Raw genomic sequence first — 25888 nt, 5'->3', positions numbered from 1 at the left:
GTGGCTAACATCAAGTCTCAGAAGAAGCGCATCATCACCGCTGAGAAGGCGCGTCAGCGCAACCGCGCGGTCCGCTCCGAGCTCAAGACCGCCGTCAAGAAGGTTCGCGCCGCCGTCGAGGCCAAGGACGCCGAGGGCGCCCAGGAGCTCGCCAACAAGGCCAGCCGCCTGATGGACAAGGCCGCCTCCAAGGGCATCATCCACAAGAACCAGGCCGCTCAGCGCAAGAGCGGCATCCAGAAGCTCGTGAACACTATCAAGTAGCTTCTCTTTTTCGTCATAGCACGTGAGAGCGGACCCGGGGTGCTGCCCGGGTCCGCTCTTTGTTTGGCGTCAGCGTCAGGCGAGGCCGCACTTCTCGCCAGAGCCAGAGAGCGCCCCCGCGCCCCCGGAACCCCTTCGCAGGTGCGACCCGGACCGCACCTGCGACGGGCACCTGTGAGCTAGTCCCGGGAGCGTCACCGCACTCAAATGACGTAACGCGTCATAACGGCCGCACTCATGAGTGCGGCCTCATGCATGAGCGCGACCTCATGCGCTCTTTTCCAAACACCCATTTTGCGAAGACAGCTGTCGCACGCGGGGGCGAGAAGGACACGGTCGGCGCTACGCGGCACCGCACACGAGGGCAAAGAGGCGCACCATCTCCGTGTCTGCGTCCGCCCCGCTCTTGAGGGCCCGCTCCGTGCGGGCGCACTCCCCCAGAAGGCGCTCGAGCTCTCCGTCGGAGAACGCCCGGGCCCATCGGACGTAGTTTCTGACCTGCCATTCCTGCTTCTTGAGCTCGGTCGCGAGGTTCTGGGCCTGCCCGCGGCCGTAGAGCGCGCGGGCGCACACGAGCTCGCGCAGACGACCGGTGACTAGCGAGAGGAGCCCCAGCGCGGAGCCGTCGAGCAGGCGGTAGAGCGCGAGCGCCCGGTGGGCGTCGCGCTCTGAGAGGCGGTCGAGGAACTCCCAGGGCTTGACCTCCGCCACTCGGACCACGTTCTTCTCCACAAAGGGCAGCGTAATGGTACCCGAGCCGCCAAGGAGCGCGGCGAGCGTGGCCACCTGGGTGTCAAGCATGGTGGTGGAGTCGCCCACGCGCGCCACGAGCTCGCGCGCAGCGTCCGGCGCCATGCCCACCCCGTGTGCCGAGGCGAGCTTCTGGACGTAGGGAGGCAGGTCACGGCCCTTCTTGGCCGCACACTCGACGACGCTTCTCTGCCCCACCTTGGCCACGGCCTTGTAGAGCCGGGTGGTCTTGGCCAGGGTCGTCGCCACCAGGGCGAGCGTGCAGCTCTGGTTTGGGTCCTTGAGGTAGTCGACGATCGCCTCGGAGACAGCCTTGGGGAGCTTCTCGGCGTTCTCTATCACCACGACCCTGCGGTCCCCGCCCATGGGCAGGGTGTTGAGCGAGGCGAGCACCGCCACAGGCTCGAGGTCCCCCCCTGCCACGAGCTCCTCCAGGTTGAAGGCCGAGAAGGGCCCCTCCACGCGCGCCCTGAGGCGCGCCACGGCCTGCTTGCGCTTGAGCTCGTCCGGGCCCACGATGAGATAGGCCGGCAGCAGCGCGGGCTTTTCTGCCATGTGAGATCCCTCCTGCGGCTAGAGCAGCCGCGCGTAGTCCTGCTTGGCGTGAAAGATGCGGTCTATCTCGACCGTCTTGTCGAGGACCCGGTAGAGCGCCACGTAGGACGAGAAGCCCGCCTTGCGGTAGCCAGCCTCGGCGGCGCGCCCGTCCGTAACCGCAGAGTACGTCTTGGGCATGTTCGCGAGGTTCTCGACCACGTGGTCGACGTCGGCGAGAAAGCGCTCCGCTGCCTGGCGACTCTGCTTCTCGAGCACAAGATAGGCGACTATCCGCTCCTTGTCGAGCTCGGCAGGCTCGGTGTAGGTGACGTCATAGGCCATAGCGCTCACGCGTCCTTCTGTTGGACTCGCGGGCGTCGACGACCCTGCCCTCACGCGAGGCCTGCTCCGCCTCCTCGATGAGCCGGTAGAGCTCGGCGCGGGCGCGCTCCATGCGAAGCGAGTCGAGCAGCTCGATGGACATGGCGGCGAAGACCTCCTGCCCGTTGCGCGTCACGATGACGGGCTCGGGCGACTCCTCGACGATGCGCGCGAACTCGGTCGTGTTCTTGATTCCCTTGATGGGCACGCACCTTGGCATATCACACCCCCTTTGGGCCATAATCATGGCCCCCAGTGTAGCAGATGCGCCGCTCATGGCTCCCCTCCCTTCTGGCGGCTCACCACGGGACCCTCCGTCCCGGGTTCGACCGTCACGTCACCTGCGTCGATCGTGCAGAGAAAGAGCGACCCCGTCCCCTCGAGCACCTCCACGCACTCGGGCGTGGGGTGCCCGTAGCCGTTGCCCTTCCCCGCGCTCGCCACGGAGACCTCGGGCGCCAGCGCCTCCGCTATCCCCTCGTCCAGCGAGGCCGCCGAGCCGTGGTGGCCCACCTTGAGGAAGTCGACGTCGCCCACGTCGCCGCGCTCCACCGCCGCACCCGTCTCGTCGCGCTCGGCGTCGGCCGCCAGAAGGCCCGTGAGCGTGCGCGCGCCGTCGTCGAAGTCGAGCGCGAGCTCGAGCGATCCCTCGTTGCCCTCCCCGCCCGCGGGCTCAACGGGCGACACCGCCCTGAGCGAGAAGCGCCCCACGCGCAGCACGTCTCCGTAGCGCACCTCCTCGACCTCCACCCCGTCCCCGAGGGAGGATGCGTCCGTCCCCTCCGGCACGATGACGCGCCCCACCGCCACCGCCCCCCGGACGTCCTCAAGGCCCCCGGCGTGGTCCGCGTGGAGGTGCGTGAGCACGACCGCGTCGAGGAGGAACACGTTGTTCCTGGCAAGAGCGCTCACGACGGCATCCCCGGGCCCCGTGTCAACGAGAACGGAGGAGGCGCCGTCCGTCACGAGGATGGCATCGCCCTGTCCCACGTCGAGCACGCAGACCCGCGCTGGTGCCAGGAGAGACCAGCGCGCCACCCACGCGACGCCGCACGCGACGGCGAGCGCCCCCGAGGCGAGGACGGCGCGCCTGCTCACCCGCGGCCACCACACCAGAAGCAGCGCGAGTACGGCAGCCAGGGCCAGCATCGCGGGACCCTCCTCGACCGAGACGGGGACGGAGGCGAGCGGCACGCGCGAGAGCCCCTCCACAACAGCCACGAAGGCGCCGCCCAGGACGTCACACGCGGCAAGCGGGACGACCTGCAGGGCGGGCGCCCAGAAGAGACAGGCCGCCACGAGCCCCGACGCGAGAAATGCCGAGAAGAGCGTGCCGAGAAGGACGTTGGCAAGCGGCGCCACCAGGGAGAGCGTCGAGAAGGACGAGCAGGTGAGGGGAAGCGTCACCGCCTGGGAGACGAGCGTGAGCGCAAGGGCCTCGCGCGCGTCGCTCACAAGCGAGGAGAGCGCGCGACGAGCGGGCCCGGGAAGCCGCCGGGGCATGCGAACGTCGGGACCAAGGACCCTCACCGCATACCGCGCGTACGCCCCGAGGCCGCAGATGCCGCACACGCACATGACGGAGAGCATGAAGCCGAGCTGCCCCGTGACGCCGGGCTCGGCAAGCGCCATCGCAAGGGCCACGGCGCAGGCAGATGAGAGCGGGTGCGCCCTGCGGCCCAGCGGCCCGGAGGCGGACGCCACGAGCGACATGGCCCACGAGCGCACGGCGGAGACGGGAGCCCCGCAGAACGCGACGAAGAGCGCCGTGACGCCGAGAAGAACGACCGCGCGGGCAAGGTGCCCCAGCCGCGAGCCCGCCAGCGCGGCACCCATGAAGGCTGAGACGAGCACGAGGTGCCCGCCGGAGACCGCAACGAGGTGGGACACGCCGCAGGCGGCGAAGCGATCGTCGAGCCCGCGCTCGGAGATGGCCGCCACGGACCCGCAGACGCTTCCGGCGAGAAGCGCGCGGGCGTCCGAGGACGAGGCGTCGAACGTCTCCATGACCGCGGACCTGACGCCCTGGACCACCCCGAGCGCGCCCTCGGGCGGGCGCGCCGAGAGGACGCGGACCACGCGCACGGTTCCGGCGACGCCCTGAGCACGCGAGGAGTCTCCCCAATCGCCCTCGGGGTTGGGCTCGTAGCGTCCGACGCAGCGAACGACAGACCCGGATTCGAGCGGTTCGTCGGAGACGAGCCATACCGTCCCCCGCGAACGGCCCTCCGTCGTCGCCGTGGCGCGCCCGCGCCAGCCCGAGGCGCCCTGGCTCATGTCCCCCGAGAGCTCGAACGACCACGAGGACACCGGGCTCTGCCCCAGCGCCGCCTCGAGCGAGCGCTGTCGCGAGAGCTCCATCCCGGCAGAGGCTCCCGACGCCACGACTGCCGCCGCGACGACGGCGACCACGGGAACGAGCGCCCGGAGCCGCGAGCGGAGGAGGGCGAGGCACGCCACGGCGCCGAGCGCGGCTGCTGCGACGAGGCCCCGCGCAAGGTCGTCCGCCGAGGGGCCTGAGCCCAGGACCGCGCGCTCGCAGGCAAGCGCCGCTACGAGCGCCCAGAGCGACTCGGGCAGCGCGGGCCGGGGCGGGCGCTCGACCTCAGCGGACACAGATCATCCCCTCCAGCTTGGCGAACTTCTTCTCGCCGATGCCGGACACCCTCATGAGGTCCTCCGTCGTTGAGAAGGGGCCGTTGCGCTCGCGGTCCTCGACTATGGCGCGGGCGGTCGCCTCGCCCACGCCCGGCAGCTGGTCGAGCTCCTCGATGCCCGCCACGTTGATGTTCACGGGACCGGCGGATCCGTCGTCCCCCGCCACCCCTCCGGCAGAGCCAGCGCCCGCCGCCGCTGGCGCGGCCTCCCCCTCGAGGGGCACGTGGACCTTGTCGCCGTCCGCAAGGGGCGCGGCGAGGTTGAGGCCGCTCGTGTCCGCCCCGGAAGCAAGCCCTCCCGCAGCGAGGACGGCGTCGTTGACGCGCGACGAGGCGGGGAGCTCGTAGACCCCGGGCGACGCCACCGCCCCGTCAACGTGTACCACGATCGGGACGGGCGAGGCCACGTCGCTCGACGCCGAGCCTGGGTCCCCAGATTGACCCTCCTCCGCAACGTCGCCCCCCTCTTCTCCGTCCGCTCCCAGCACCTCGTGCTCGGGGGCCTCCGCCTCGTCCGCCTCCCCCGCCGCACGCTCTATCACGACGCCCCCGCCCAGCGCGTCCCGGGCCGTCACGGCCACGACGCCGAGCGAGAGAAGGGCCACCACCGCGGCGGCGACGCCGGCCCTCCCCATGACGCCAAACCTCTGCGCGAGCCGCCCGCGCCGCGGGCGCGTTCCCTGCTGTGCCATCCGCATCGCCTCCCTTACCAAAGCATGGGCGACGAGAAGCGTTCACGGGGCGCAATTGCGGGATGCCGCTCCACGGAGCGGACCGGGAGCTTCCACGGAGCTTGCAAAACGAGGCCGCGCCCGAGGTAGCTCGGGCGCGGCCGATCAGAAACAAGTTTGCGGTGGTGCCGTTCGAGTGCCGCCGGCGGACGTGGCGCTACCGCTCGCCGCCCCTCCAGGGGGAGAGCTCGGTGTGGTGCTCCCGGAGGCCGCCTCTCGGCGCGTGATAGGAGGGGCACTGGGCAAAGTCGCGCCACTCGACGTTCTTCACGAGGTCCTCGACCATCGCCTCGTGGTCGAAGCTCTCCCAGGCCTCGAGGACCTCCTTCATGCGCGCGTGCGTCTCCGGGCGGCGCGGCATGAAGAGCGTGCAGCAGTCCGGAGCGGTCTGGCAGGAGATGTCGTAGGTCCCGATCTCGTGCGCGCGGGCGATGATCTCCTGCTTGTCCGATCCGATGAGCGGACGAAGCACGGGCATCTCCACGGCCTCGTTGACGGCGGCGATGTTCTCCAGCGTCTGGGAGGCCACCTGGCCGAGTGACTCGCCGGTGACGAGCGCCTTGGCGCCCTCGAGCCGGGCGATGCGCTCGGAGACCTGGAGCATGACGCGGCGGTACATGATGATGCGCAGGCCCTGGGGCACGGCGAGGGAGATCTCGCGCTGGCGCTCCCCAAAGGGAACGACGTAGAGCCTCCCCACGATGCCGGAGGGGGCGAGGGCCTCGACGACGTCCTGACAGAGCCACTCGCTCGTGTCCGCGGTCATGGGGCGTCCCGAGAAGTGCACGGGCACGCAGATGGCGCCCCTGCGCCCCACCATCCAGGTGGCGACGGGAGAGTCGAAGCCGCTCGAGAGCAGCGTCACCACCTTGCCGGCGGTGCCCACGGGAAGGCCGCCCACACCAGGTGCCGAGGCGGCGTAGACAAAGGTGTTGCCCTGCACCACGTGGACGATCACAGTGACGTCGGGGTGGTGCACGTCGACCTTCTTCTGGGGGAAGGCCTCGCAGAGGGCCGCACCCACGATCTGGTTCATCTCGAGGCTGTGGCGCTCGTAGTTGGTGGAGGAGCGCCGCGCGTGGACCTTGAAGGTGGAGAACTCCCCCGCCTCGCCAAGCGCCCGGACGGCGGCGGCGCAGTACTCGGACTCGTCGAGACCGCACTTGTAGGCGAGGGACACGCGAGCAACGCCGGGAACGCGCCTGATGTCGGCGGCGAGCTCCTCGGTGGCGCGCCTGTCCTCGACCTCGACGGCAATGTGCCCCGATATGCGCGAGATGCTCGCCACGCCCCTGCCGCGCAGCGCGCGGTGCAGGTTGGTGACGAGCTGGTTCTCGAACGTGGAGCGGTTCTTTCCCTTGAGCCCTATCTCATGGTAGTGGACGAGGCAGAGTCTCTCAGTCATCGAACCGCCTAGATCTCGATGGTGTTGGCGCCCCGGATGTCCCTGTCAAAGTCCTCCTTGACAAAGCCCAGGGTGTCCTCCTCGATCTCCTGCATGGCAATGGAGACGGGGTCCTTGCCGGAGGCGACGGTGGTGATGTCGTCGAAGTCCTGGATCGCCGTGACGCGCAGGTGCTGGCCGCGCACCATGTTGTTGATGTCGCAGGCGCGCTTGGACGCGATGGAGCAGAGCAGGAACGGGTTTTGCTCGGTCTTGTCGAGCAGGGCGTCAATCTCAGGCTTGATGACAGACATCTTTGGTGGGACCTCCGGTAGTCTCGTACATGTCAATGACGTGTGCCAGCTCGCTCACGGCGCGCTCGAGGTCGTCGTTGACGATCCTCACGTCGTAGCTGCCGGCGCAGCCCATCTCGGTGCGCGCGTTGGCAAGGCGGCGCCTCACGGACTCCTCGTCCTCGGTGCCGCGGCCGCGGAGCCTGCGCTCGAGCTCCTCGGCGCTGGGGGGCTCGATGAAGACGAGCACGGCCTCGGGATGGGCCTTGCGGACGTTGAGACCGCCCTGGACGTCAATCTCCAGGACGACCGAGCAGCCGTCCGCGAGCAGCCGCTCCGCCTCGCTCCTGAGCGTCCCATAGCGATGGCCGTGGACCCATGCCCACTCGAGGAACTCCCCCGCCTCGACCTTGCGGTCGAACTCCCCGTCATCCAGGAAGTAATAGGAGATTCCGTCCTTCTCGCCAGGACGGGGCTCCCTCGTCGTGGCAGAAACCGTCAGGCCAAGGCCGGGCACCCGCTCGCGAAGAAGCGAGACGAGCGTGCCCTTGCCCACGCCTGACGGCCCCGATACGACGAAGAGCCGTGCCTCTCTCGTCAACTTACTTGGAGAGGGCCTCGACGAGCTGCTCGCGCTGACGGGCGCCCAGGCCCTTGACGCGACGGGTGGCGGAAATGCCCAGCTCGTCCATGATCTTGGCGGCCTTGGCCTTGCCGTAGCCGGGAAGGGACTCGATGAGGGTGGAGACCTTCATGCGGCTGGCGATGGGGTCGTCGGACTCGAGGACGTCCTCGAGGGTGACCTTACCGCTCTTGATCTTCTCGCGCAGCTCGGCACGCTCGTGGCGGGCCTGGGCGGCCTTCTCGAGGGCGGCCTTGCGCTGCTCGTCGGTAAGCTGAGGTAGAGCCATGTGATCCTCCAATTCAATCTCTTGAGCCGTCTGAGCCTGTCAGAGCGGCTTCGCAAGAACCTAGTTTGCCCATTTAGCTCATGTTTTGCAATACCTCTTCACCAAAGGTGCAGCTCAGAGGCAATCCTCCACATAACGGCGCAGGTAGAGAAGCTGCGGCATCGCGCGCACAAGATTCCGCGCCCGTGTCGCACCTGGGAGCTACACCGTCTCTGACGTGCGAAAAAACGACGCCCCCATAGTAGGAGGCGTCGCTTTGACGCACCTTTCCCCAACGGGATGGCCCGCGGGTCGCAAGAGGACGCCTAGGCCATGAGCTCGGCGCAGATGGCGTCGAACGCGGCGACGGGGTCGTCGGCGCCCGTGATCGGACGGCCGATGACCAGCTTGGACGCACCGGCCTCGATGGCAGCCGCCGGCGTGGCGATGCGCTTCTGGTCGCCCACCTCGGCGCCCGCGGGGCGCACGCCCGGCGTGACGATCAGAGCGTCCGGGCCGAGAAGCGCGCGCATCTCGGCGGCCTCCTGCGGGGAGCAGACGATGCCGTCGGCGCCGGAGCCGTAGCTGAGGCTCGCGAGGCGCGCCACCTCCTCGGCGATCGGCGACTCCACGCCGATCTCAGCGAGCGCCGCCTGGTCCATGCTCGTGAGCACGGAGATGGCGACGAGGCGCGTGCGGTCGCCGCCGCGCTGCTCAGCCGCCTCCTCGGCGCCCTTGCGCGCCGCGGCGATCATCGCGGAGCTGCCGAGGCCGTGGATGGAGAGGATGTCCGCGCCCGTGAGCGAGGCGGCGCGAACGGCGCCCTGCACCTGGAACGGGATGTCGTGGACCTTGAGGTCGAGAAAGACGCGCAGCCCGCGCTCGCGCATGGCGTCCACGATGGCGGGGCCCTCCGCGTAGAAGAGCGTCATGCCCACCTTGACCCACGTGGCCTTGCCGGCGAGCATGTCCGCAAGCTCGAACGCGCGCTCCTTTGAGCAGTCCAGCGCGATGATGACCTTGTCGCTTGCCTGTTCGTACGTCAGCATTCGAAGGCTCCAATCAGCTCGTTGATGTCGGATGCGCCCTGCTCGGCCGCCCAGGCGGCAAGGCCGTCCACGATGTCGGTCGCGCAGGTGGGATCGTAGAAGTTGGCGGTGCCCACCGTGACCGAGGTGGCGCCGGCGAGGATCATCTCGGCGGCGTCGCGCCAGGTGGCGATGCCGCCCATGCCGTTGATCGGGATCTTGACGGCCTGGGCGGCCTCCCAGACCATGCGCACGGCGATGGCGTGGATGGCGGGGCCGGACACGCCGCCCGTGGGCTTGGAGAGGCGGCTCCTGCGGGTGCGGACGTCAATGGACATGCCGTTGATGGTATTGATGAGCGAGAGGGCGTCGGCGCCCTCGGCCTCGCACGCGCGGGCGATCTCCGGCACGCGCACCGGGGCCATCTTCACCAGGAGCGGTCGGCGCACGCGCGGGCGCACCGCGCGCACGACCTCGGCCGCGCTCTCCGGCGTGCCACCCACGAGGGCGCCGCCGCGGGCGATGTTGGGGCAGGAGATGTTCATCTCCACGCCGCTCGCCCAGGGGCAGAGCTCCTCGATGAGCTCGACTGCCGCGACATACTCCTCCACGGAGTGGCCGGCGGCCTGCACGATGACGCGGCATCCGCGTCCCTCGAGCCCGGCGAGGTACTCGCCGTACTGCTCCACCATGCCGGCCACGCCCGGGTTGGCGAGGCCCACGGTGTTCATCATGCCGCTCGGCACCTCGCACATGCGCGGCGCGGGGTTTCCGGGCCAGGGCTCGGCCGAGCACCCCTTGAGCGTGATCGCGCCCAGGCACGCCACGTCGAAGAAGCCCTCGAAGACCGAGCCAAAGGCGAAGGTGCCGGAGGCCGTGTTCACGGGGTTCTGCATGCGCACGCCGCCCAGGTCGACGGCCATGCTCACGTTCGTCTGACCCATTACCACGCCACCTCCTCGGCGTCGAAGACCGGGCCGTCCTTGCAGCAGGACTTGTAGGTGCCGTCTGCCATGGCCACGTTGCAGGTGCCGCACGCACCAAAGCCGCAGCACATCATGCGCTCCATGGAGACGCGGCAGGCGACGCCGGCCTCGCGGCAGATGCGCGCGACGCCGGCCATCATGACCTCGGGCCCGCAGGTGTACACGACGTCGTAGCCGCCCTCGGCTAGAAGCTCCGCCAGGGCGTCCGTGGTGAAGCCGGCCCGACCGGCGGAGCCGTCGTCCGTGGTCACCGCCACGCGCCCGGCCCCAAGCTCCTCGAGCACGTCCGTGCCCCAGAGGCGAGACGAGGTCTGGGCGCCCACGACGGCGTCGAAGGCAACGTCGGCCTCCGCGAGCATGCGGGCGCAGGCCACGACGGGCGTGATGCCCACGCCGCCGGCGACCACGCAGGCGCGCCGGGCACCCTCGACGAGGGGCCAGGGGTTTCCACAGGGGGCAACGACGGTGGAGGCGTCGCCGGGGGCCATACGGGAGAGCCTCCTCGTGCCGTCACCCACCACGGCGTAGACGATCTCGACCGTCCCTGCCTTGGCGTCGGCGTGCGAGAAGGACAGCGGGATCCTGAGGATCTGGCTCGCGTCGCCGGGAACCGCGAGGTTGAGGAACTGTCCCGCCTGCATCCTGAAGGCCACGTCGGGCGCGGAGAGGACGATTCTCATGAGGCCGTCGGCGACGGCCTCGTTGGAGACGACGGTGAACTCGCAGAGCCCGGTCTTGTCCGCGGTCATCGCAGGACCCTCTTGACGGGGGTCACCACGCCGTCGGTCAGCGTGTGGCGACCGGCAACGAAGACGTGGCTCGCGCAGCCGGTGAGCGTCTGGCCCAGCCACGCGGAGTTCTTGGAGCGGCTCTGGAGCCAGTCCGCGGAGACCGTGACCTCGGCGGCCGGGTCGATGAGGGTGAGGTCTGCGGTGGAGCCGGCCTCGACGCGAATCTCCGGCAGGCGCAGGCAGCGGCGCGGGTTGACGGCCATGACCTCGACGAGGCGAGACCAGCTCATCTTGCCCGGCAGGACGAGGTTGGTGAGCATGAGCGGCAGCGACGTCTCGAGGCCCACGATGCCGAAGAAGGCGATCTCCCACTCGCAGTCCTTCTCGTGCGGGGCGTGCGGGGCGTGGTCGGTCACGATGCAGTCGATCGAGCCGTCGAGGATGCCCTCGCGCAGGGCCGCGGCGTCGGAGGCGCGGCGCAGCGGCGGGTTCATCTTGAGGTTGGTGTCGTAGGCGTCCGTGATATCGTCCTCGCACAGGAACAGGTGGTGCGGGGTGACCTCGCAGGTGACGGGCAGGCCCTCGGCCTTTGCCGCGCGCACGAGCTCGAGGCCCTTCTCGGTGGAGATGTGGGCGATGTGCAGGGCGCAGCCGGTCATGCGGCAGAGCTCGATGTCGCGGTAGATCTCGAGCTCCTCGCCGAGCGCAGGCCAGCCGAACATGCCCAGGCGCGTGGAGGCGCGGCCCTCGTTGATGACGCCGTGCGTGGTGAGGGACTCGACCTCGCAGTGGGCGGAGACGACCTTGTCGAACTGGGAGACGTACTCCATGCAGGTGCGCATCATACCGGCGCTCTGGACGCCGTGGCCGTCGTCGGAGAAGGCGACCGCGCCCTCCATCACCATGTCGCCGATCTCCGCGAGCGTCTGGCCCTTCTCGCCCACCGTGAGGGCGCCGATCGGGCGCACGTGGCAGAGGCCCGCGTGGCGCGAGCGGTCGATCTGATAGCGGACCTCGGCGCCGTTGTCGGTCACCGGGTCGGTGTTGGGCATGGTGGCGACGTCCGTGAACCCGCCGTGCGTGGCGGCGCGGGCGCCGGTCTCGATGGTCTCCTTGTACTCGAAGCCCGGGTCACGGAAGTGCACGTGCATGTCAACGAGGCCGGGCACGAGGTACTTGCCGGCGGCGTCGATGACGCACGCCCCCTCGGGGGCCTCGAGGCCCTCCCCCACGGCCGCGATCTTGTCGTCCACGATGAGCACGTCGCGGACGTCGTCGAGCCCCACCTGCGGGTCGACGACGTGCGCCCCCCTAAGCAGAAACGCCATTGTTCTCTCCTCCCAGAAGCAGGTACATCTCGGCCATGCGGGTGAGCACGCCCGCGTTCACCTGGTCGAGGATGCGCGAGCGGGCGCAGTCCGCGACGTCCGCGTTGATCTCCATGCCGCGGTTCATGGGGCCGGGGTGGCAGATGATGGCCTCGGGCTTCATGCGGTTCACACGGGCCATGTCCAGGCCCCAGAGGCGGTTGTACTCGCGGCGGGACGGGATGGCCGCGCCCTCCATGCGCTCGAGCTGGACGCGCAGCATGTAGACGACGTCCATCTCGGGGATGACGGCATCGAGGTCGGCCGTCTGGGGGACACCGTAGTAGTCGGGGTCGTCCACCTGGAACGTGGGCGGTCCCACGAGCGTGACGTCGGCGCCCATGGTCTTGAGCGCGGGCACGAGGCTGCCGCAGACGCGGCTGTGGGAGAGGTCGCCCACGATGGCGACCTTGAGGCCGTCGAGGTGGCCGAAGTTCTCGCGGATGGTGTAGAGGTCGAGCATCGCCTGCGTGGGGTGCTGGTGCTTGCCGTCGCCCGCGTTGATGACGATGGCGTCCGTGTGCTCGGCGATCTTCTGCGGCGTGCCGGCGAGCTTGGCGCGGCAGATGAACATGTCCACGTTCATGGCGTCGATGGTCTCGATGGTGTCGGCCAGGCTCTCGCCCTTGACCACGGAGGACGTGGCGCCGCCCATGGAGAGGCTGTCCGCGGAGAGGCGCTTCTCGGCGAGCTCGAAGGAGCTCTTGGTGCGCGTGGACGGCTCGAGGAACAGGTTCACGATCGTGCGGCCGCGAAGCGCGGGGACCTTCTTGATGGCGCGCTTGTTGACCTCGGAGAACGAGCGCGCGGTGTCGAGGATCTGCGTGATGTCGTCCGCGGTGAGGCTCGTCGTGTCGATGAGGTGCTTTACTGACAGCATGTTAGCGGTCGCCTCCGTTCTTCTCGGTGGGCCTCGTCCAGATCTCGACCGCGTTGACCTCGTCGTAGGGGGCGATGGTCACGCGGACGTCCTCCTCGTGCGAGGAGGGGACGTTCTTGCCCACGTAGTCCGCTCGGATGGGGAGCTCGCGGTGCCCGCGGTCGATCATGACGGCGAGCTGCACCGTCTTGGGGCGCCCGAGGTCGATGAGGGCGTCGAGCGCGGCGCGGATGGTGCGACCGGTGTAGAGGACGTCGTCCACGAGCACGATGTCGCGGTCGTCCACGCCAAAGGGGATGTCCGTCCCAAACTCGACGGGCGCGATCTTGCGGCTGACGTCGTCGCGGTAGAAGCTCACGTCGAGCGTGCCCACGGGCGGTCGGACGCCCTCGATCTTCTCGATCTCATTCGCGAGGAGCGGGGCGATGGCGGCGCCGCGGCGCACGATGCCCACGAGCGCGATCTTGGAGGCGCCCTCGTTCCTCTCGATGATCTCATGGGCGATGCGGGTGAGCGCGCGGCTCATGCCCTGGCCGTCCATGATCTGGGCCTTGAGCACAGGCTGGTCCATGGGACTCCCTTCTCAAAAAAGACGTCCTGCCGGCGAGCCGGCACGGACGTCGAGATAAGGCTATGAGAAGCGCCCCCTGGGGACCTGACCTTGCTGGCGTCTCGCACCGGCTTAAAAATCATCCCCAGTCTACACCATCGGGAGGGGCGTGGGGCCCGGCGCCCGCGAGCGCGTCAGCCGCGCGGCCTGGTGACCCTGTTGCAGCCGTCCGGTGACTCGGGCTGGTAGTTCACCGCCATCGCAGCCGCCTCCGCGCGGGTGAGCGCGGCGGAGCCCTTGACCGTGCCGCCGTTGCCCATGACCCCGTTGGCAACGGCCCAGGCGACGTCGGTCAGCGCGGACTCGGAGATGGTGCCCACGTCCGTGACCTTGGACAGGGCGTCGAGCGCGGGGGCGACGTAGGTGCCCCTGGCGCGCGCGAGGCGCGAGAGCATGACCGCGAACTCCTCGCGCGTGGTGGGGTCCTCCGGGCGGAAGAGCGCGCCCTCTCCGCCCGGGCCCACGATGCCGTGGCGCTGCGCCCAGGCGAAGTCGTCGAAGTAGGGCTCGTCACCCTTGACGTCGGCGTAGCCCGTGGGGGCCGCGGCATCCCCGCCCTCGGCGTCTGCGCCCTCGTCCAGAAGCCCCGCGGTCATGCGTCGGAGGAGCCCCAGGGCCTCGCACCTGAGAAGCGGGTCGTAGGGACGGAAGAGGTTCTCGGGGTTGTCCGAGAGGTAGTAGAGGTTGTAGGCGCGCTCGACCGCCTCCGAGTACCAGGCGGCGGAGGCGACGTCGTCGTAGTGCCCGCAGCGCTTGACGGTGAAGCTGTAGGAGGTGTCCACGAGGCGGTAGCGCGAGCGCGCGGCCTCGGTGAGGTCGACCTCGATCGTGTAGGTGCCCTCGTCGACGGCCTCCCGGACGACCTTGCCCTCCTCGTTCTTGAGGTAGACGACCGAGTACATGGAGGGGTCCAGGGGCACGTAGAAGTAGGTGCTGCCCTTCTGGACCTGGTAGCGGGCGCCCGGCACGGCCACGGGACCTCCCGTGTAGGCCACGTAGAAGCGGTTCTCGCGGCCCTCCTCGTCCTTCTCGGGGACGAAGCCGGTCTCGTCGTCAGCCGAGAGGAGCGAGTAGGAGGTGTTGGCGATGAGCCGGTCGATGACGGCCTTCTCCCCCGCCGACGCGGAAGGCGCGGGGTCGAACTGCGCGGCGTACTCCGCCACGACCTCCTTGGAGGGGCCGTCCATGCGCATCTCGCCCTTCTCGATCCAGATGGCGCGGTCGCAGATGCGGGCGACCTGGGCCATGGAGTGAGAGACAAAGAGCACGGTGACGTCGCCGGACTCGATGAAGCTCCTGATGCGGGCCTCGCACTTCTGCTGGAAGAAGACGTCGCCCACGGAGAGGGTCTCGTCGACGATGAGGATGTCCGGCTCGGTGACCGTGGCGATGGCGAAGGCGATGCGCGCGACCATGCCCGAGGAGTAGTTCTTGAGGGGCATGTCCATGAAGTCCTCGAGCTCGGCGAAGTCGATGATGTCCTGGAGGTGATCGTCGATGAACTCGCGGGAGTAGCCGAGAAGGGCGCCGTTGAGATAGATGTTCTCGCGCGCCGTGAGCTCCTGGTCGAAGCCCGCGCCGAGCTCGATGAGCGGGGCGATGTTTCCGCGCACGGTGATGGCGCCCTCCGAGGGCTCGAGGACGCCTGCGATGCACTTGAGCATCGTGGACTTGCCGGAGCCGTTGGTGCCCACCAGGCCCACGACCTCGCCGCGCTTGATCTTGAAGCTCACATGGTTGAGGGCGCGAAACTCCTTGAAGAACAGCTCGTGCCTCATGATCTTGATGAAGTACTCCTTGAGGTTGTTGAGCTGCTCGCTCGCCATGTTGAAGATCATCGAGACGTCGTCGACCTCGATGGCGTACTCGGAGGCGGTGGTGTCTTCCATCGGGACTCCCGTTCTAGACGTAGAGGATGAACTTGTGCTCGGTCTTGCGGAAGACCCAGACGCCCAGCGCAAGGGCGATGACGGCCCACAGCACCGAGAGGAGGATCACGGTGGTGCCGGGGTTGGCCTGGTACACGATGGCGCAGCGCATCATGTCGAGGTAGTTGTACATGGGGTTGGCCTTGACCACCCAGATGACGATCTGCGGCGCTCCCGCGTTGGTGAGCAGGGAGAGGTCCCAGAAGATGGGCGTGAGGTAGGTCCAGGCGGTGATGAAGACGCTCCAGAGGTGGACCATGTCGCGGAAGAAGACTGCCGCTGCGCCGATGAGCAGGCTGACGCCTATGCAGAAGACCATCAGCAGGAGCAGGGCCGGAATCATCCAGACGAGGTGCCACGTGGGCATGACGCGGAAGAACAGCATGACGATGACGACCGCGATGAGCGAGAAGCCAAAGTTCATCATGGCCGAGAGGACCTTCTGGACGGGGAACACCCAGCGGTCGACCTTGACCTTCTTGAGCAGGGGCGCGGCGCCGATGATCGAGCCCAGGCCGCCGGAGGTCGCCTCGTTCATGAGGCTGAACGTGATGTTGCCCACGATGAGGTAGAGCGGGTAGTTCTGGACGCTCGCGCTCCTGAGGAAGTACGAGAAGACGAAGCTCATGATGATCATCATGAGCAGCGGGTTGAGAACGCTCCAGACGACGCCCAGCACGGAGCGCCGGTACCGGAGCTTGAAGTCCTTGGAGACGAGCTGCTGGAGGATGAAGCGGTCCTTCGACACGTTGTCGGGAACGTGCGAGACCTTCTCTGTTGCCGCGGATATGTGACTCAAGGTACCTCCCGGGCACGCGAGCGACCTTCTCTGACCTTGAAATCCTAGCACAGCGAAATGATGGCCATAAAAACCGCAGCCTCGGGCATAAAAAAGCCGCCTAGGAGGCGGCTCGGATAATCTGGCTCCCCGGGTAGGATTCGAACCTACGACACGCTGATTAACAGTCAGCTGCGCTACCACTGCGCCACCGGGGAATTGGTGGGGTGCGTTTGCACAAGAGAAGAGTATACAGATGCCGAGCAGAGATGCAAGCGAGAATTTGAAAATTGCCCGTGGAGCGGCAGAGCGCCGGGGGCACGGGTGCGGCCGCACTTCCGTCGCAGGCCGTGAGTGCGGGCTGTTTTGGGCTTCCGACGTGTCAGGTGCGGTCGGGCTCTCCGGGTTTGTTCGCAGGTGCGGGCAACAGGTGCCGTCCGCCCCGCACCTGGTGAGAGGGGCCGGAGAAGTGCGGGCGGGTTCTCGGTGTTTGCTCGCAGGTGCGGGCGCCAGGTGCCGTTCGCCCCGCACCTGACGAGAGGGGCCGAGAAGTGCGGGCGGGCTCCCGCAGCCATGGCGCAGGTGCGACCGCACGTCCGCGCACGAAAACGGCCCCGGACGAGCCGGGGCCGAAATCGTCTAGTCCTCCATGTAGTCCTTGAGGCGGCCGCTGCGGCTCGGGTGGCGCAGCTTGGCAAGGGTCTTGGACTCGATCTGACGGATGCGCTCGCGGGTCACGCCAAACTCGCGGCCGACCTCCTCGAGGGTGCGCGGGTGCCCGTCCTCGAGGCCAAAGCGGAACTTGATGACCTTGCGCTCGCGGTCGGCCAGGCCGTCGAGCACCTGGTCGAGCTGCTCGCGGAGCATGGAGTCGGAAGCGGCCTCGGGCGGCGCCACGGCGCTCGAGTCCTCGATGAAGTCGCCCAGCTGGGAGTCCTCCTCCTCGCCGATGGGCGTCTCCAGGGAGACGGGCTCCTGGCTGATCTTCTGGATCTCGCGCACGCGGTCCGGGCTCATGCCCATCTCGGCGCCGATCTCCTCGGGGGTGGGGTCGCGCCCGAGATCCTGCAGGAGCTGGCGCTGCACGCGGATGAGCTTGTTGATGGTCTCGACCATGTGAACCGGGATGCGGATGGTGCGGGCCTGGTCCGCGATGGCGCGGGTGATGGCCTGGCGGATCCACCACGTGGCGTAGGTGGAGAACTTGAAGCCCTTGGTGTAGTCGAACTTCTCGACCGCGCGGATGAGGCCGAGGTTGCCCTCCTGGATGAGGTCGAGGAAGAGCATGCCGCGACCCACGTAGCGCTTGGCGATGGAGACCACGAGGCGCAGGTTCGCGCTGATGAGCTGCTGCTTGGCGTCAAGGCCCACCTGCTCGATGCGCATGAGGCGGCGCTGCTCGGCGCGGGTGAGCTCGAGCTCGCCGGACTCGGCCGCCTCGAGCTTGGCGGTGGCGTCCGTGCCCGCCTCGATCTTCATGGCGAGGTTGACCTCCTCGGAGGCGGAGAGCAGGTCCACCTTGCCGATCTCCTTGAGGTACATGCGCACGGGGTCACCCGTGAGCATCACGGTGGAGGTGTCCTGGCGGCGCGCGCGGGCGCGGCTGGAGCGCTTGGGCTTGGAGGACTTGGCCTTGGGCACGGAGCGCAGGGCCTCCTTGACGGCCTTGGCCTCGGCGGCGCTCTCGGACTGGTCCTCATCGTCGTCGTAGGCGTCGCCCTCGACGTCGTCGTCATCGAAGTCGTCATCGGCGACGTCGTCCTCGTCGACGGAGAAGTCGACGCTGGCAGACTCCCCGCCGCTCACCTCGACGCCCTTGGCGCGCAGCGCGTCATAGAGGTCGGAGAGCTCGTCGGAGTCCACGTCAATGTCGCGAATCGCGACCTGGATGTCGTCCTCGGTGACGCTCGAGCGGCCCTTGGCGCCGCTCACCAGGTCGGCGACCACCTTGGTCAGCTCGTCGGAGAGCTTGATCTCATCCTTGGTCTTCTTGGTAGCAGCCACGTATCTCCCATCGACGCATGAACGTTCGAAATTGTACCCGAATCTCCGCAGTTTACGCAGATGAAGTTGAGGAGAGCTTCCTCGTGAGCTCGTTGATCCGCTTCTGGAGCGAGGTCGCCTCCTCGAAGAGCCGCTCGGAGTCGCCGTCGCCCGCCGCGGCCGCGCGCAGGGCAACGCGGATCTGCCTCACGCGCCTGCGGCACGAGCACAGCTCGACCGTGTCCATGACAAGGCCCAGGCGCTCCGACTCCGAGAGCCCGCCCTCCCCCATGACGCGGCCGCCGGAGAGGATGCGCGGCGCCTCGGGCACGACCGAGCTCGCCGCGGCAACGACCTCGGACGGGCTCGAGCCCTCCGGCGTGGAGAGCATGGCCCACGCCATGGCCTCGTGCCGGGCGTCGGACCACGAGATCCCGGCGATCCTGTCCTCGTACGCCCTCACGGCGTCCGGCCTCTCGGCCAGGGCGGCGAGGAGCTCGCGCTCGGCGGCGACCTGCGTGCGCTCGTCGGCGGAGAGCGCCCTGAGGGGCTGGTCGTCCGAGGCAGGGGCGGAGGGCGCCTCCCCGTACGCCTCGGCCGGGACATAGTCGTCGGGCGCGGCCCCCTCGTCCGGGGATGTCGAGAAGGACGGGCGCGCCTGCTGGGCCTGCCGGCGGGGCGGGCGCTCCTCGTCGAGCTCCACGACCTTCGCCTCGCGGATGGCGCGCTTGGTCTCCTCCACGTCCATCCCCAGGGTGTCCGCGAGCCTCGTCGCGTACTCGTCCAGCAGGACGGAGTGCTTGAGGGGCGCGAGGAGCTGAGCCATGTCCTCGAGGGCGCGGACGCGGCGTCCCGGCGCGGAGAGGTCGTGCCCGGCGAGGCGCTTCTCGAAGACGAAGTCCATGAGCGGGCGGGCGGCGTCGAGGATGGGCCTCATGGCGGCGGCCCCGTGGTCGGCGAGGAACTCCATCGGGTCCTGACCTCCCGGAAGCACCACGCAGAGCAGCGCCGCGGAGGTCTTGTCGAGGTAGCGGATCGCCCGCTCGGCGGCGCGCTGGCCCGCGGCGTCCCCGTCGAAGAGGCAGACGATGCGGCTCACGCGCTGACGCTCCACGAGCCGCACGTGATCCAGGCGAAAGGCGGTCCCCAGGGCGGCCACCGTGTTGGTGTAGCCCGCCTCGTGCATGGCGATGACGTCCGTGTAGCCCTCGCAGACGATGGCCTCGCCCGTGGCCGCCATCGACTCCTTGGCGCGGTCGTAGGCAAAGAGGTGCTTGCCCTTGTTGAAGGCCGCCGTGTCGCGCGTGTTGACGTACTTGGCCACGCCCTCGCGCTTGGCCCCCAGAATGCGCCCGCCAAAGGCGATGGTGCGCCCCATCTCGTCGTGGATGGGGAACATCACGCGCTCGTAGAAGCGGTCCGTGGGGCGGCCGGAGCGGTCCACGGCAAGGTCGGCCGCGAGCATCTCCGCGGTGGAGAAGCCCTTCGAGCGCAGCTGCGCCACGAGGGAGCCGCGCCCGGGGGCGTAGCCCAGGCCCCAGCGCCTGCAGACCGCCGAGCCAAAGCCGCGGCCCGCGAGGTAGAGCCGGGCGGCGTCAGGCCCCTCGCCCTTGCCGCGCATGAGCATGGTGTGGTAGAACGCCTCCGCTTCCCCCAGCGCCTCCATGAGGCGGGTCTTCCTGGGGCCGCGGCGGGCGCTCTTCTCCTCGGAGAGCTCGATGCCGGCGCGGTCCGCGAGGTAGCGGATGGCATCAGGGAAGTCCAGGTTCTCGCGGCGCTGCACGTAGGAGAAGACGTCGCCTCCGTCCCCGCAGCCAAAGCAGTGCCAGAGGCCGGTGGAGGGGTTCACCTTGAAGGAGGGCGTCTTCTCGTCGTGGAAGGGACAGCAGCCCCAGAAGTCCTGGCCGCGCTGCCGCAGCTCCACGGTCTCTGCCACCAGCTGCACGAAGTCAGTGGCCTGACGGACCTTCTCCTTGTCCTCGTCCGAGATCACGAGGCCACCTCCCCCCTCGAGCGCGCCACGAGCTCGCAGAGCGAGAAGTCCGGCACGCGCTGCAGCACGACGCCCTTCTCGCCAAGGGTCCGGCGCACCCAGTCGACGTTGGAGAGCACCGTGCGCTCGAGCTCCTCGACGGAGTCGAAGCGCCGCGGCGCGCGCAGCCACCGCACGAAGGTCACGCGGACGCCCCGGCCGTAGAGGTCGCCCTCAAAGCCCAGGAGCGTGGCCTCGAGGAACTGCTCCCCCTCCTCGCCGGGCGAGAAGGACCTGGGCTTGCCCACGTTGATCGCGGCGGGGTACGCGCGTCGCTCGGACTCGCCGGGCGCCATGTCCACGTCGACGAACCCGGCGTAGACGCCCTCGGCGGGCAGGGCGAGCCCGTCGAGCACGCGCACGTTTGCCGTGGGGAAGCCAAAGCCCGTGCCCTCGCCGCGACCGTGCTCTACCACGCCGAAGACGCGGTGGCAGCGCCCGAGCAGGCTCGCGGCCTCCTCGACCCTGCCCTTGGCAAGGAGCCCCCGGATGCGCGTGGCGGTTATCGGTGCGCCGCCGTCTCGCATGAGGGGCACGCCGGTGACGTCAAAGCCGTCCTTCTCGCCCAGGGCGCGCAGGGCGGCGACCGTGCCGGCGCCGCCGGCCCCCAGGCAGAAGTCCTCCCCCACCACGAGGGAGACCACGGTGCAGTAGGCGCCCAGGACCTCGCGGACGAAGCGCTCGTAGGGAAGCGCCGCCACCTGCGGCGTGAAGTCGACCACGAGCACGGCGTCCACGTCCCAGCTGGCCTGGATGAGGGCCGGGCGCTCGCCGGCGGGAAGGAGGTCGCGCGGCGCCCCCTCCCCGCCCAGGACGCGGGCGGGGTCCGGCGTGAAGGTCACGACCATGAGATGGGCGCCCCGGGCGTCCGCCTCCGCGCGGGCGCGTGCGATGAGGGCGCGGTGTCCGCGGTGCAGGCCGTCGAAGGCGCCGATGGCGCAGACGAAGCGGTCGCTGCCGGCCGAGAAGCGCCGCATGAGACGCGGGTCGTTCCCGGGCGCGGGGGGCTCGAGCGCAAGGTGCTCCTGGAGGGACACCCAGCCCGTGACCTCGCCCCCGAGGAGGCTGACGTCACCGCCCCCAAGGGAGCGCGGCCCGCCGCAGCAGCCGGGGGCGTCACGGAGGAGCGCCACCGCCGCCCGCGGCGCGAGCGGGCGCTCCGGAGAGAGCTCCGCGGGAAGCGGCACGTCGCGCACGCCCTCGATGGCCTGCGGGAAGTTGGTCTCGCACACGAGGTGGCGACCGTCGCGGCGCCAGATGCCCGCAAGGCCCCCACCCAGCGTGAGGGCCACGCGCTCGCCCTGCGCGGGCTCGCGGGAGACCACGCCCTGCCGGACGGTGCCAAGCGGGATGCGCCGTCCGTTGGTGACGTCGGAGATCTCGCCGAGCGTAAGCTCGCGCGCGGCGAGCCCGAGCACGGCTGCCGGGTCGAGGCAGCGCTCGCGCACGAGGTCTGCGCCGCCGGCCTGGAGTTCAGCGAGGCTCACGCAGTCCGCGAGCGTGACGGGCCCGGCAAAGGTGCGGGTGAGCTCGCTCACATGCGCGAGGCAGCCGAGGTCGCGTCCCAGGTCGCGCGCGATGCTGCGCACGTAGGTGCCCTTGGAGACGTCGAGGTCGAGCTCCCAGGTGCGCGCCTCCGGGTCCACGCCGCAGCAGCTGGCGTCGTAGATGCGGATCCTCCGGGCGGCGAGCTCCACCTCCTCGCCCGCGCGGGCCGCGTCATACGCGCGGCGACCGTTAACGGAGACGGCGGAGTACTGGGGCGGCACCTGGTCGTGCCAGCCCACGAGGCCGGCGATGATGGGGTGGGCGCGACCGTCGAGGAGCTCGTCGGGCACCTCGGCGGTGCGGGTGACCTCGCCCTCGGCGTCGTCGGTGGTGGTCTCAGCACCCAGCTGGAACGTGGCGCGGTAGCCCTTGCGGTCGAGGGTGAGCAGGCCCAGGAGCTTGGTCGCCTGGCCTATGCCCACCACGAGCACGCCAGTGGCAGCGGGGTCGAGCGTGCCGGCGTGACCCACGCGCCGCTCCCCCACCGCGCGACGGACGCGGGAGACGACGTCGTGGCTCGTCATGCCAGCGGGCTTGTCTACGGCGATGAGCGCGGAGAAGGCGCTCGGTCGGCGGGCCAACGTCAGCCCTCCGCCGGCTTGTCGCCGACATAACATGACAAAGGGACTGTCCCTTTGTCAGGTGCGTAGAGGTCGCGGAGCTTGGGCAGGACGGCGGAGAGGGCCTGGTCGATGTCGCCCTCAACGGTGAAGCCGGCCGCTGCGGGGTGACCGCCGCCGCCCATCTCGCGCGCGATGGCGGAGATGTCGCGGTCGGACTTGGCACGGAGGTTTCCGCGCACCTTGCCGCCCGGCACCTCCTTGAGGAAGAGCGCCACCTCGCAGCCGTCCACGCGGCGCACGATGTCAACGAGGCCGTCGCACTCCGCCACGGGAACGCCCGTGGCCTCGAAGTCCGCGCCCGTGGCGTAGCTGTAGGCAATCTTGCCCTGCTCGAACGTGGTGATGCGGCCCATCACCGTGGCGCAGAGGTGCAGGTACGCCACGCGGTCGCTCTGGTAGACGTGGAGCGCCACCTCGGAGGGCGAGGCACCGGAGTCCACGAGCAGGCTCGCCACCTCGAAGGCCTCGCCGTTGGCGTTCTGGTACTGGAAGCGTCCGGTGTCCGTCACGAGGGCGCAGAGCAGGCACTGGGCCATCGTGGGCGTGAGCCCGCCCGCCACGTGGAGGGCGTACTCGGACACGATGACGCCCGCGGCCGCGGCCTCCGTGCGCACCACGCCGGCGTCCCAGAACCGCTCGGCGGAGGGGTGGTGGTCGATCACGGCCACGCTCGAGGAGCGCTCGAGCACGGCACGGGCACCGGCGAGCCGGTCCGGGGCGGAGAGGTCGACGCAGAAGAAGAGGTCGGGGTCCTCCTGGTAGTCAGAGGGGCGCACGAGGCGCTCGGCCCCGGGGAGGAACTCGTAGATCCTCGGCACCACGTCGTCGTCCGCCAGCAGGGCGCAGACCCGCTTCTCCGGCCACGTCCTCTCGATGAGCTCGACCAGCGCGAGCTCGGACCCCAGCGCGTCCCCGTCGGGGGACGTGTGCGCGCACACGGCGATGGTGGAGGCGCGCTCCACCAGGCGCGTGATCTCGTCGAAGCTCGGCCGCTGCCGCGCCATGAGCTTCTCTGCCCTGAGCGACATGAGCCCCCCTACTCCTCGTCCCCCGGCGTCTGCTCGTCCTCCTCGGACTCCACCGGGTAGCCGAACTCGTCCTTCTCGACGCCCAGCGTGGGCGGCACGACCTCGAGGGCGCGGGCGATGCGCTCGGCCTCGTCGGTCGTGGTGTCGATGCGAAAGTCGAGCTCGGGGGTGACGCGCCAGTTGAGCGCTCGGCCCAGGAGCGACCGGATGCGGCCCTTGGCCCGCGCGAGCGCGGCGCTGACCTCCTCGTAGCGGTCGGCGTCGCAGCTCACGTAGGCCCTGAGGTAGGACTTGTCCACCGAGACCTCCACGCCCGTGATGGTCACGAGCGCGAGGTCGGGGTCGGAGACCTCGAAGAGCAGGATGTTTGCGAGCTTCACGCGCGCGAGCTCGTTGGTCCTCCTCGAGTACTGGTTCTGCTTCATCTGCGCCCCTTCGCTACTCCGTGCGAGCGACCTCGTCGATGCGGTAGCCCTCGATGACGTCGCCGGGCTTGACGTCCTGGAAGTTCTCCAGGCCGATGCCGCACTCGAAGCCGGCCTTGACGCTCTTGACGTCATCCTTGTAGCGGCGCAGGGACGCGATCTTGCCGTCGTAGACCACGATGCCGTCGCGCACGAGGCGCACCTGGTCGTCGCGGGAGATCTCGCCCTCCTGGACCATGCAGCCCGCGGCGATGCCGACCTTGGGCACCTTGAAGGTGTCGCGGACCTCGGCAGATCCGGTCTGGACCTCGATCTCGGTGGGCTTGAGCATGCCGATGCGGGCGGCGTCGATCTCCTCGATCGCCTTGTAGATGACGCTGTACGTGCGGATCTCCACGCCGTCGCGCTCCGCGGCCGCACGGGCCTTGGCCTCCGGGCGCACGCCGAAGCCGATGATGATGGCGTTGGAGGCGTCCGCGAGGACGACGTCGGTCTCGGTGATGGCACCGACGGCGGAGTGGATCGTGTTGATGCGAACCTCGGACTGGTCCATCTTGTCGAGGGAGTCCTGGAGCGCCTCGATGGAGCCCTGGACGTCCGCCTTGATGATGAGGTTGAGCTCCTTGACGTCGGCGTCGGCCATGGTGTCGAAGAGGTTCTCCAGCGTGACGTGCTTGACGCGGTTCTGCTCCTCGATGCGGGCCTTGAGGGCGCGCTGGTCCGCGAGGTCGCGGGCGTCGCGGTCGTCCTGGAAGACGCGGAACTCGTCGCCTGCCATGGGCACGCTCTGCAGGCCCAGGATCTCGACGGCGTCGGAGGGTCCGGCCTCGGTGACGGAGTTGCCCTTGGGGTCGAGCATGGCGCGGACGCGGCCGTAGGAGAGGCCGGCCACGAGGGCGTCGCCGATCCTCAGGGTGCCGCGCGTCACGAGCACGGTGGCAACCGATCCGCGGCCGCGGTCGAGCTTGGCCTCGAGGACGTTGCCGGAGGCAAAGGTGTCCGGGTTGGCCTTGAGCTCGAGGACGTCCGCCTGGAGCAGGACGGTGTCGAGGAGCTCCTCGATGCCGATCTTCTGCTTGGCGGAGATGTTGACGAACATGTTCTGCCCGCCCCACTCCTCGGGGATGATGCCGTACTCGGTGAGCTCCTGGCGCACCTTGTCGGGGTTGGCGCCTGGCTTGTCGATCTTGTTGACGGCCACGATGATGGGCACGCCGGCGGCCTTGGCGTGGTTGATGGACTCGATGGTCTGCGGCATGACGCCGTCGTCGGCCGCGACGATGAGGATGACGATGTCGGTCACCTTGGCGCCGCGGGCGCGCATGGCCGTGAAGGTCTCGTGGCCCGGGGTGTCGATGAAGGTGATCGTGCGGTCGCCCACCTGGACCTGGGAGGCGCCGATGGCCTGGGTGATGCCGCCGGCCTCGCCCTCGGCCACGCCCGTGTGGCGGATGGCGTCGAGCAGCGACGTCTTGCCGTGGTCGACGTGACCCATGACGGTGACCACCGGCGGACGGGGCTTGAGGTCCTTGGGGTCGTCGTAGAAGGTGAAGGAGTTCTCCTCCTCCTTGGTCATGACCTTGACGTCGCGCCCGAGGTCGTCGGCCACGAGCTCGATGAGCTCGTCGGACATGGACTCGGTGAGCGTGAGCGGGGTGCCCAGGAGGAAGAGGCGCTTGATGATGTCGTTGGCTGGCACGCCGAGGAGCTCGGCCAGCTCCTGGACCGTGGAGCCCTGCGGCACCTTGACGGTGTCGAGCTGGGAGAGGTCCTGGTCGTTGGCAATGGCCTCCTCGATGCGCTGCTCCATCGCGGCCTCGGCGGCCTGCTTCTGGCGACGCTCCTTGCGGCGCTTGCGGCGGCCGGTGGACTCGCGGGACGCCTCCTCGACGGCCACGCGGGCCTCCTCGAGGACACGGCTCCTGTTGTAGGCCTCGGCCTCGCGCGCCATGCGGCTGTAGCGGTCCTCGCCGCCCTCTCCGCCGCGACGGCCCTTCTTGCCGCGGCGCCCGCGGCCGGCGGAGTCGCCGTCGGTGGCGGGGGCGGGCTGGGAC

24 protein-coding genes, 1 tRNA gene and 1 pseudogene are annotated in these 25888 nt (G+C 69.3%); 1 reads left to right on the top strand and 25 read right to left on the bottom strand.

Translation table 11 applies throughout. The features are described from left to right. Window positions 1-264 carry a 30S ribosomal protein S20 gene (rpsT, locus tag B5F79_RS07940; RefSeq protein WP_087219902.1) on the top strand — a complete coding sequence of 88 codons (264 nt, stop codon included), beginning with the start codon at window positions 1-3 and terminating at the stop codon, window positions 262-264. Window positions 265-606: 342 nt separating this feature from the next. On the opposite strand, the gene holA is transcribed toward rpsT, so the two are convergent. From holA to infB, 25 genes and pseudogenes are all read right to left on the bottom strand, one after another. Continuing rightward, window positions 607-1569 (bottom strand): DNA polymerase III subunit delta, encoded by a 963-nt coding sequence (gene holA, locus B5F79_RS07935; protein WP_087219899.1) that lies wholly within the window; start codon window positions 1567-1569, stop codon window positions 607-609. A gap of 18 nt (window positions 1570-1587) precedes the next feature. Beyond that, window positions 1588-1893: a type II toxin-antitoxin system RelE/ParE family toxin gene (locus tag B5F79_RS07930; RefSeq protein ID WP_087219896.1), complete on the bottom strand. Its 306-nt coding sequence runs from the start codon at window positions 1891-1893 to the stop codon at window positions 1588-1590. Beyond that, window positions 1883-2152 carry a type II toxin-antitoxin system prevent-host-death family antitoxin gene (locus B5F79_RS07925; protein ID WP_158094868.1) on the bottom strand — a complete coding sequence of 90 codons (270 nt, stop codon included), beginning with the start codon at window positions 2150-2152 and terminating at the stop codon, window positions 1883-1885. Before B5F79_RS07925 ends, B5F79_RS07930 begins: the two co-directional genes overlap by 11 nt. A gap of 53 nt (window positions 2153-2205) precedes the next feature. Further along, a complete protein-coding gene (locus B5F79_RS07920; RefSeq protein WP_087219890.1) occupies window positions 2206-4548 on the bottom strand; it encodes a ComEC/Rec2 family competence protein in 2343 nt (780 codons plus the stop codon). Further along, window positions 4538-5281: a helix-hairpin-helix domain-containing protein gene (locus B5F79_RS07915; protein ID WP_087219887.1), complete on the bottom strand. Its 744-nt coding sequence runs from the start codon at window positions 5279-5281 to the stop codon at window positions 4538-4540. The genes B5F79_RS07920 and B5F79_RS07915 overlap by 11 nt, the downstream gene beginning before the upstream one ends. A gap of 196 nt (window positions 5282-5477) precedes the next feature. After that, a complete protein-coding gene (gene thiI / locus B5F79_RS07910) occupies window positions 5478-6725 on the bottom strand; it encodes a tRNA uracil 4-sulfurtransferase ThiI (protein WP_087219884.1) in 1248 nt (415 codons plus the stop codon). A gap of 8 nt (window positions 6726-6733) precedes the next feature. After that, on the bottom strand, window positions 6734-7018 hold the full coding sequence (locus B5F79_RS07905) for a DNA-directed RNA polymerase subunit omega (RefSeq protein ID WP_087219881.1): 285 nt from the start codon (window positions 7016-7018) through the stop codon (window positions 6734-6736). Further along, window positions 6999-7598, bottom strand: coding sequence for a guanylate kinase (gene gmk, locus B5F79_RS07900; RefSeq protein ID WP_087219878.1), 600 nt, complete (start codon window positions 7596-7598; stop codon window positions 6999-7001). Before gmk ends, B5F79_RS07905 begins: the two co-directional genes overlap by 20 nt. Window position 7599: 1 nt before the next feature. Further along, window positions 7600-7908, bottom strand: a complete 309-nt coding sequence (mihF, locus tag B5F79_RS07895) for an integration host factor, actinobacterial type (RefSeq protein WP_087219875.1) — start codon at window positions 7906-7908, stop codon at window positions 7600-7602. Window positions 7909-8213: 305 nt separating this feature from the next. Further along, entirely contained in the window at window positions 8214-8936 is a 723-nt protein-coding gene (gene pyrF / locus B5F79_RS07890) for an orotidine-5'-phosphate decarboxylase (protein ID WP_206391085.1), read from the bottom strand. After that, complete coding sequence (locus B5F79_RS07885) at window positions 8930-9859, bottom strand: dihydroorotate dehydrogenase (RefSeq protein WP_087219872.1); 930 nt, start codon at window positions 9857-9859, stop codon at window positions 8930-8932. The genes pyrF and B5F79_RS07885 overlap by 7 nt, the downstream gene beginning before the upstream one ends. Next, window positions 9859-10650, bottom strand: coding sequence for a dihydroorotate dehydrogenase electron transfer subunit (locus B5F79_RS07880; RefSeq protein WP_087219869.1), 792 nt, complete (start codon window positions 10648-10650; stop codon window positions 9859-9861). The genes B5F79_RS07885 and B5F79_RS07880 overlap by 1 nt, the downstream gene beginning before the upstream one ends. Beyond that, the gene (locus tag B5F79_RS07875; RefSeq protein ID WP_087219867.1) at window positions 10647-11960 is read right to left on the bottom strand and encodes a dihydroorotase; all 1314 of its coding nucleotides are present in this window, start codon (window positions 11958-11960) and stop codon (window positions 10647-10649) included. Before B5F79_RS07875 ends, B5F79_RS07880 begins: the two co-directional genes overlap by 4 nt. After that, the gene (locus B5F79_RS07870; RefSeq protein WP_087219864.1) at window positions 11944-12879 is read right to left on the bottom strand and encodes an aspartate carbamoyltransferase catalytic subunit; all 936 of its coding nucleotides are present in this window, start codon (window positions 12877-12879) and stop codon (window positions 11944-11946) included. The genes B5F79_RS07875 and B5F79_RS07870 overlap by 17 nt, the downstream gene beginning before the upstream one ends. 1 nt (window position 12880) lies before the next feature. Beyond that, window positions 12881-13450, bottom strand: a complete 570-nt coding sequence (gene pyrR / locus B5F79_RS07865; RefSeq protein ID WP_087219861.1) for a bifunctional pyr operon transcriptional regulator/uracil phosphoribosyltransferase PyrR — start codon at window positions 13448-13450, stop codon at window positions 12881-12883. A 173-nt stretch (window positions 13451-13623) separates the two neighbouring features. After that, on the bottom strand, window positions 13624-14391 hold the full coding sequence (locus B5F79_RS11235; RefSeq protein WP_241147289.1) for an S-layer homology domain-containing protein: 768 nt from the start codon (window positions 14389-14391) through the stop codon (window positions 13624-13626). A gap of 237 nt (window positions 14392-14628) precedes the next feature. Then, window positions 14629-15378, bottom strand: a pseudogene (locus B5F79_RS11230) (ABC transporter ATP-binding protein); the annotation flags it as partial. Between the two features lie 13 nt (window positions 15379-15391). Continuing rightward, entirely contained in the window at window positions 15392-16216 is an 825-nt protein-coding gene (locus tag B5F79_RS07855) for an ABC transporter permease (protein WP_158094867.1), read from the bottom strand. 122 nt (window positions 16217-16338) lie between these two features. After that, window positions 16339-16413 (bottom strand) — tRNA-Asn (locus B5F79_RS07850). Window positions 16414-16834: 421 nt separating this feature from the next. Continuing rightward, window positions 16835-18199, bottom strand: a complete 1365-nt coding sequence (rpoD, locus tag B5F79_RS07845) for an RNA polymerase sigma factor RpoD (RefSeq protein ID WP_087219852.1) — start codon at window positions 18197-18199, stop codon at window positions 16835-16837. A 52-nt stretch (window positions 18200-18251) separates the two neighbouring features. Beyond that, a complete protein-coding gene (dnaG, locus tag B5F79_RS07840; protein ID WP_206391083.1) occupies window positions 18252-20171 on the bottom strand; it encodes a DNA primase in 1920 nt (639 codons plus the stop codon). Continuing rightward, the gene (gene truB, locus B5F79_RS11300) at window positions 20168-22339 is read right to left on the bottom strand and encodes a tRNA pseudouridine(55) synthase TruB (RefSeq protein WP_342632982.1); all 2172 of its coding nucleotides are present in this window, start codon (window positions 22337-22339) and stop codon (window positions 20168-20170) included. The genes dnaG and truB overlap by 4 nt, the downstream gene beginning before the upstream one ends. Window positions 22340-22341: 2 nt before the next feature. Beyond that, window positions 22342-23409 carry a DHH family phosphoesterase gene (locus tag B5F79_RS07830; RefSeq protein WP_241147282.1) on the bottom strand — a complete coding sequence of 356 codons (1068 nt, stop codon included), beginning with the start codon at window positions 23407-23409 and terminating at the stop codon, window positions 22342-22344. A gap of 8 nt (window positions 23410-23417) precedes the next feature. After that, the gene (gene rbfA / locus B5F79_RS07825; RefSeq protein ID WP_087219846.1) at window positions 23418-23834 is read right to left on the bottom strand and encodes a 30S ribosome-binding factor RbfA; all 417 of its coding nucleotides are present in this window, start codon (window positions 23832-23834) and stop codon (window positions 23418-23420) included. A 13-nt stretch (window positions 23835-23847) separates the two neighbouring features. Next, a partial coding sequence (gene infB, locus B5F79_RS07820; RefSeq protein ID WP_143786274.1) for a translation initiation factor IF-2 occupies window positions 23848-25888 on the bottom strand: 2041 nt, incomplete at its 5' end.

It is taken from the genome of Olsenella sp. An285 (genome assembly GCF_002159625.1).
Lineage (GTDB): Bacteria > Actinomycetota > Coriobacteriia > Coriobacteriales > Atopobiaceae > Thermophilibacter > Thermophilibacter avicola.
This window is presented reverse-complemented; position numbering and strand designations above follow the sequence as displayed.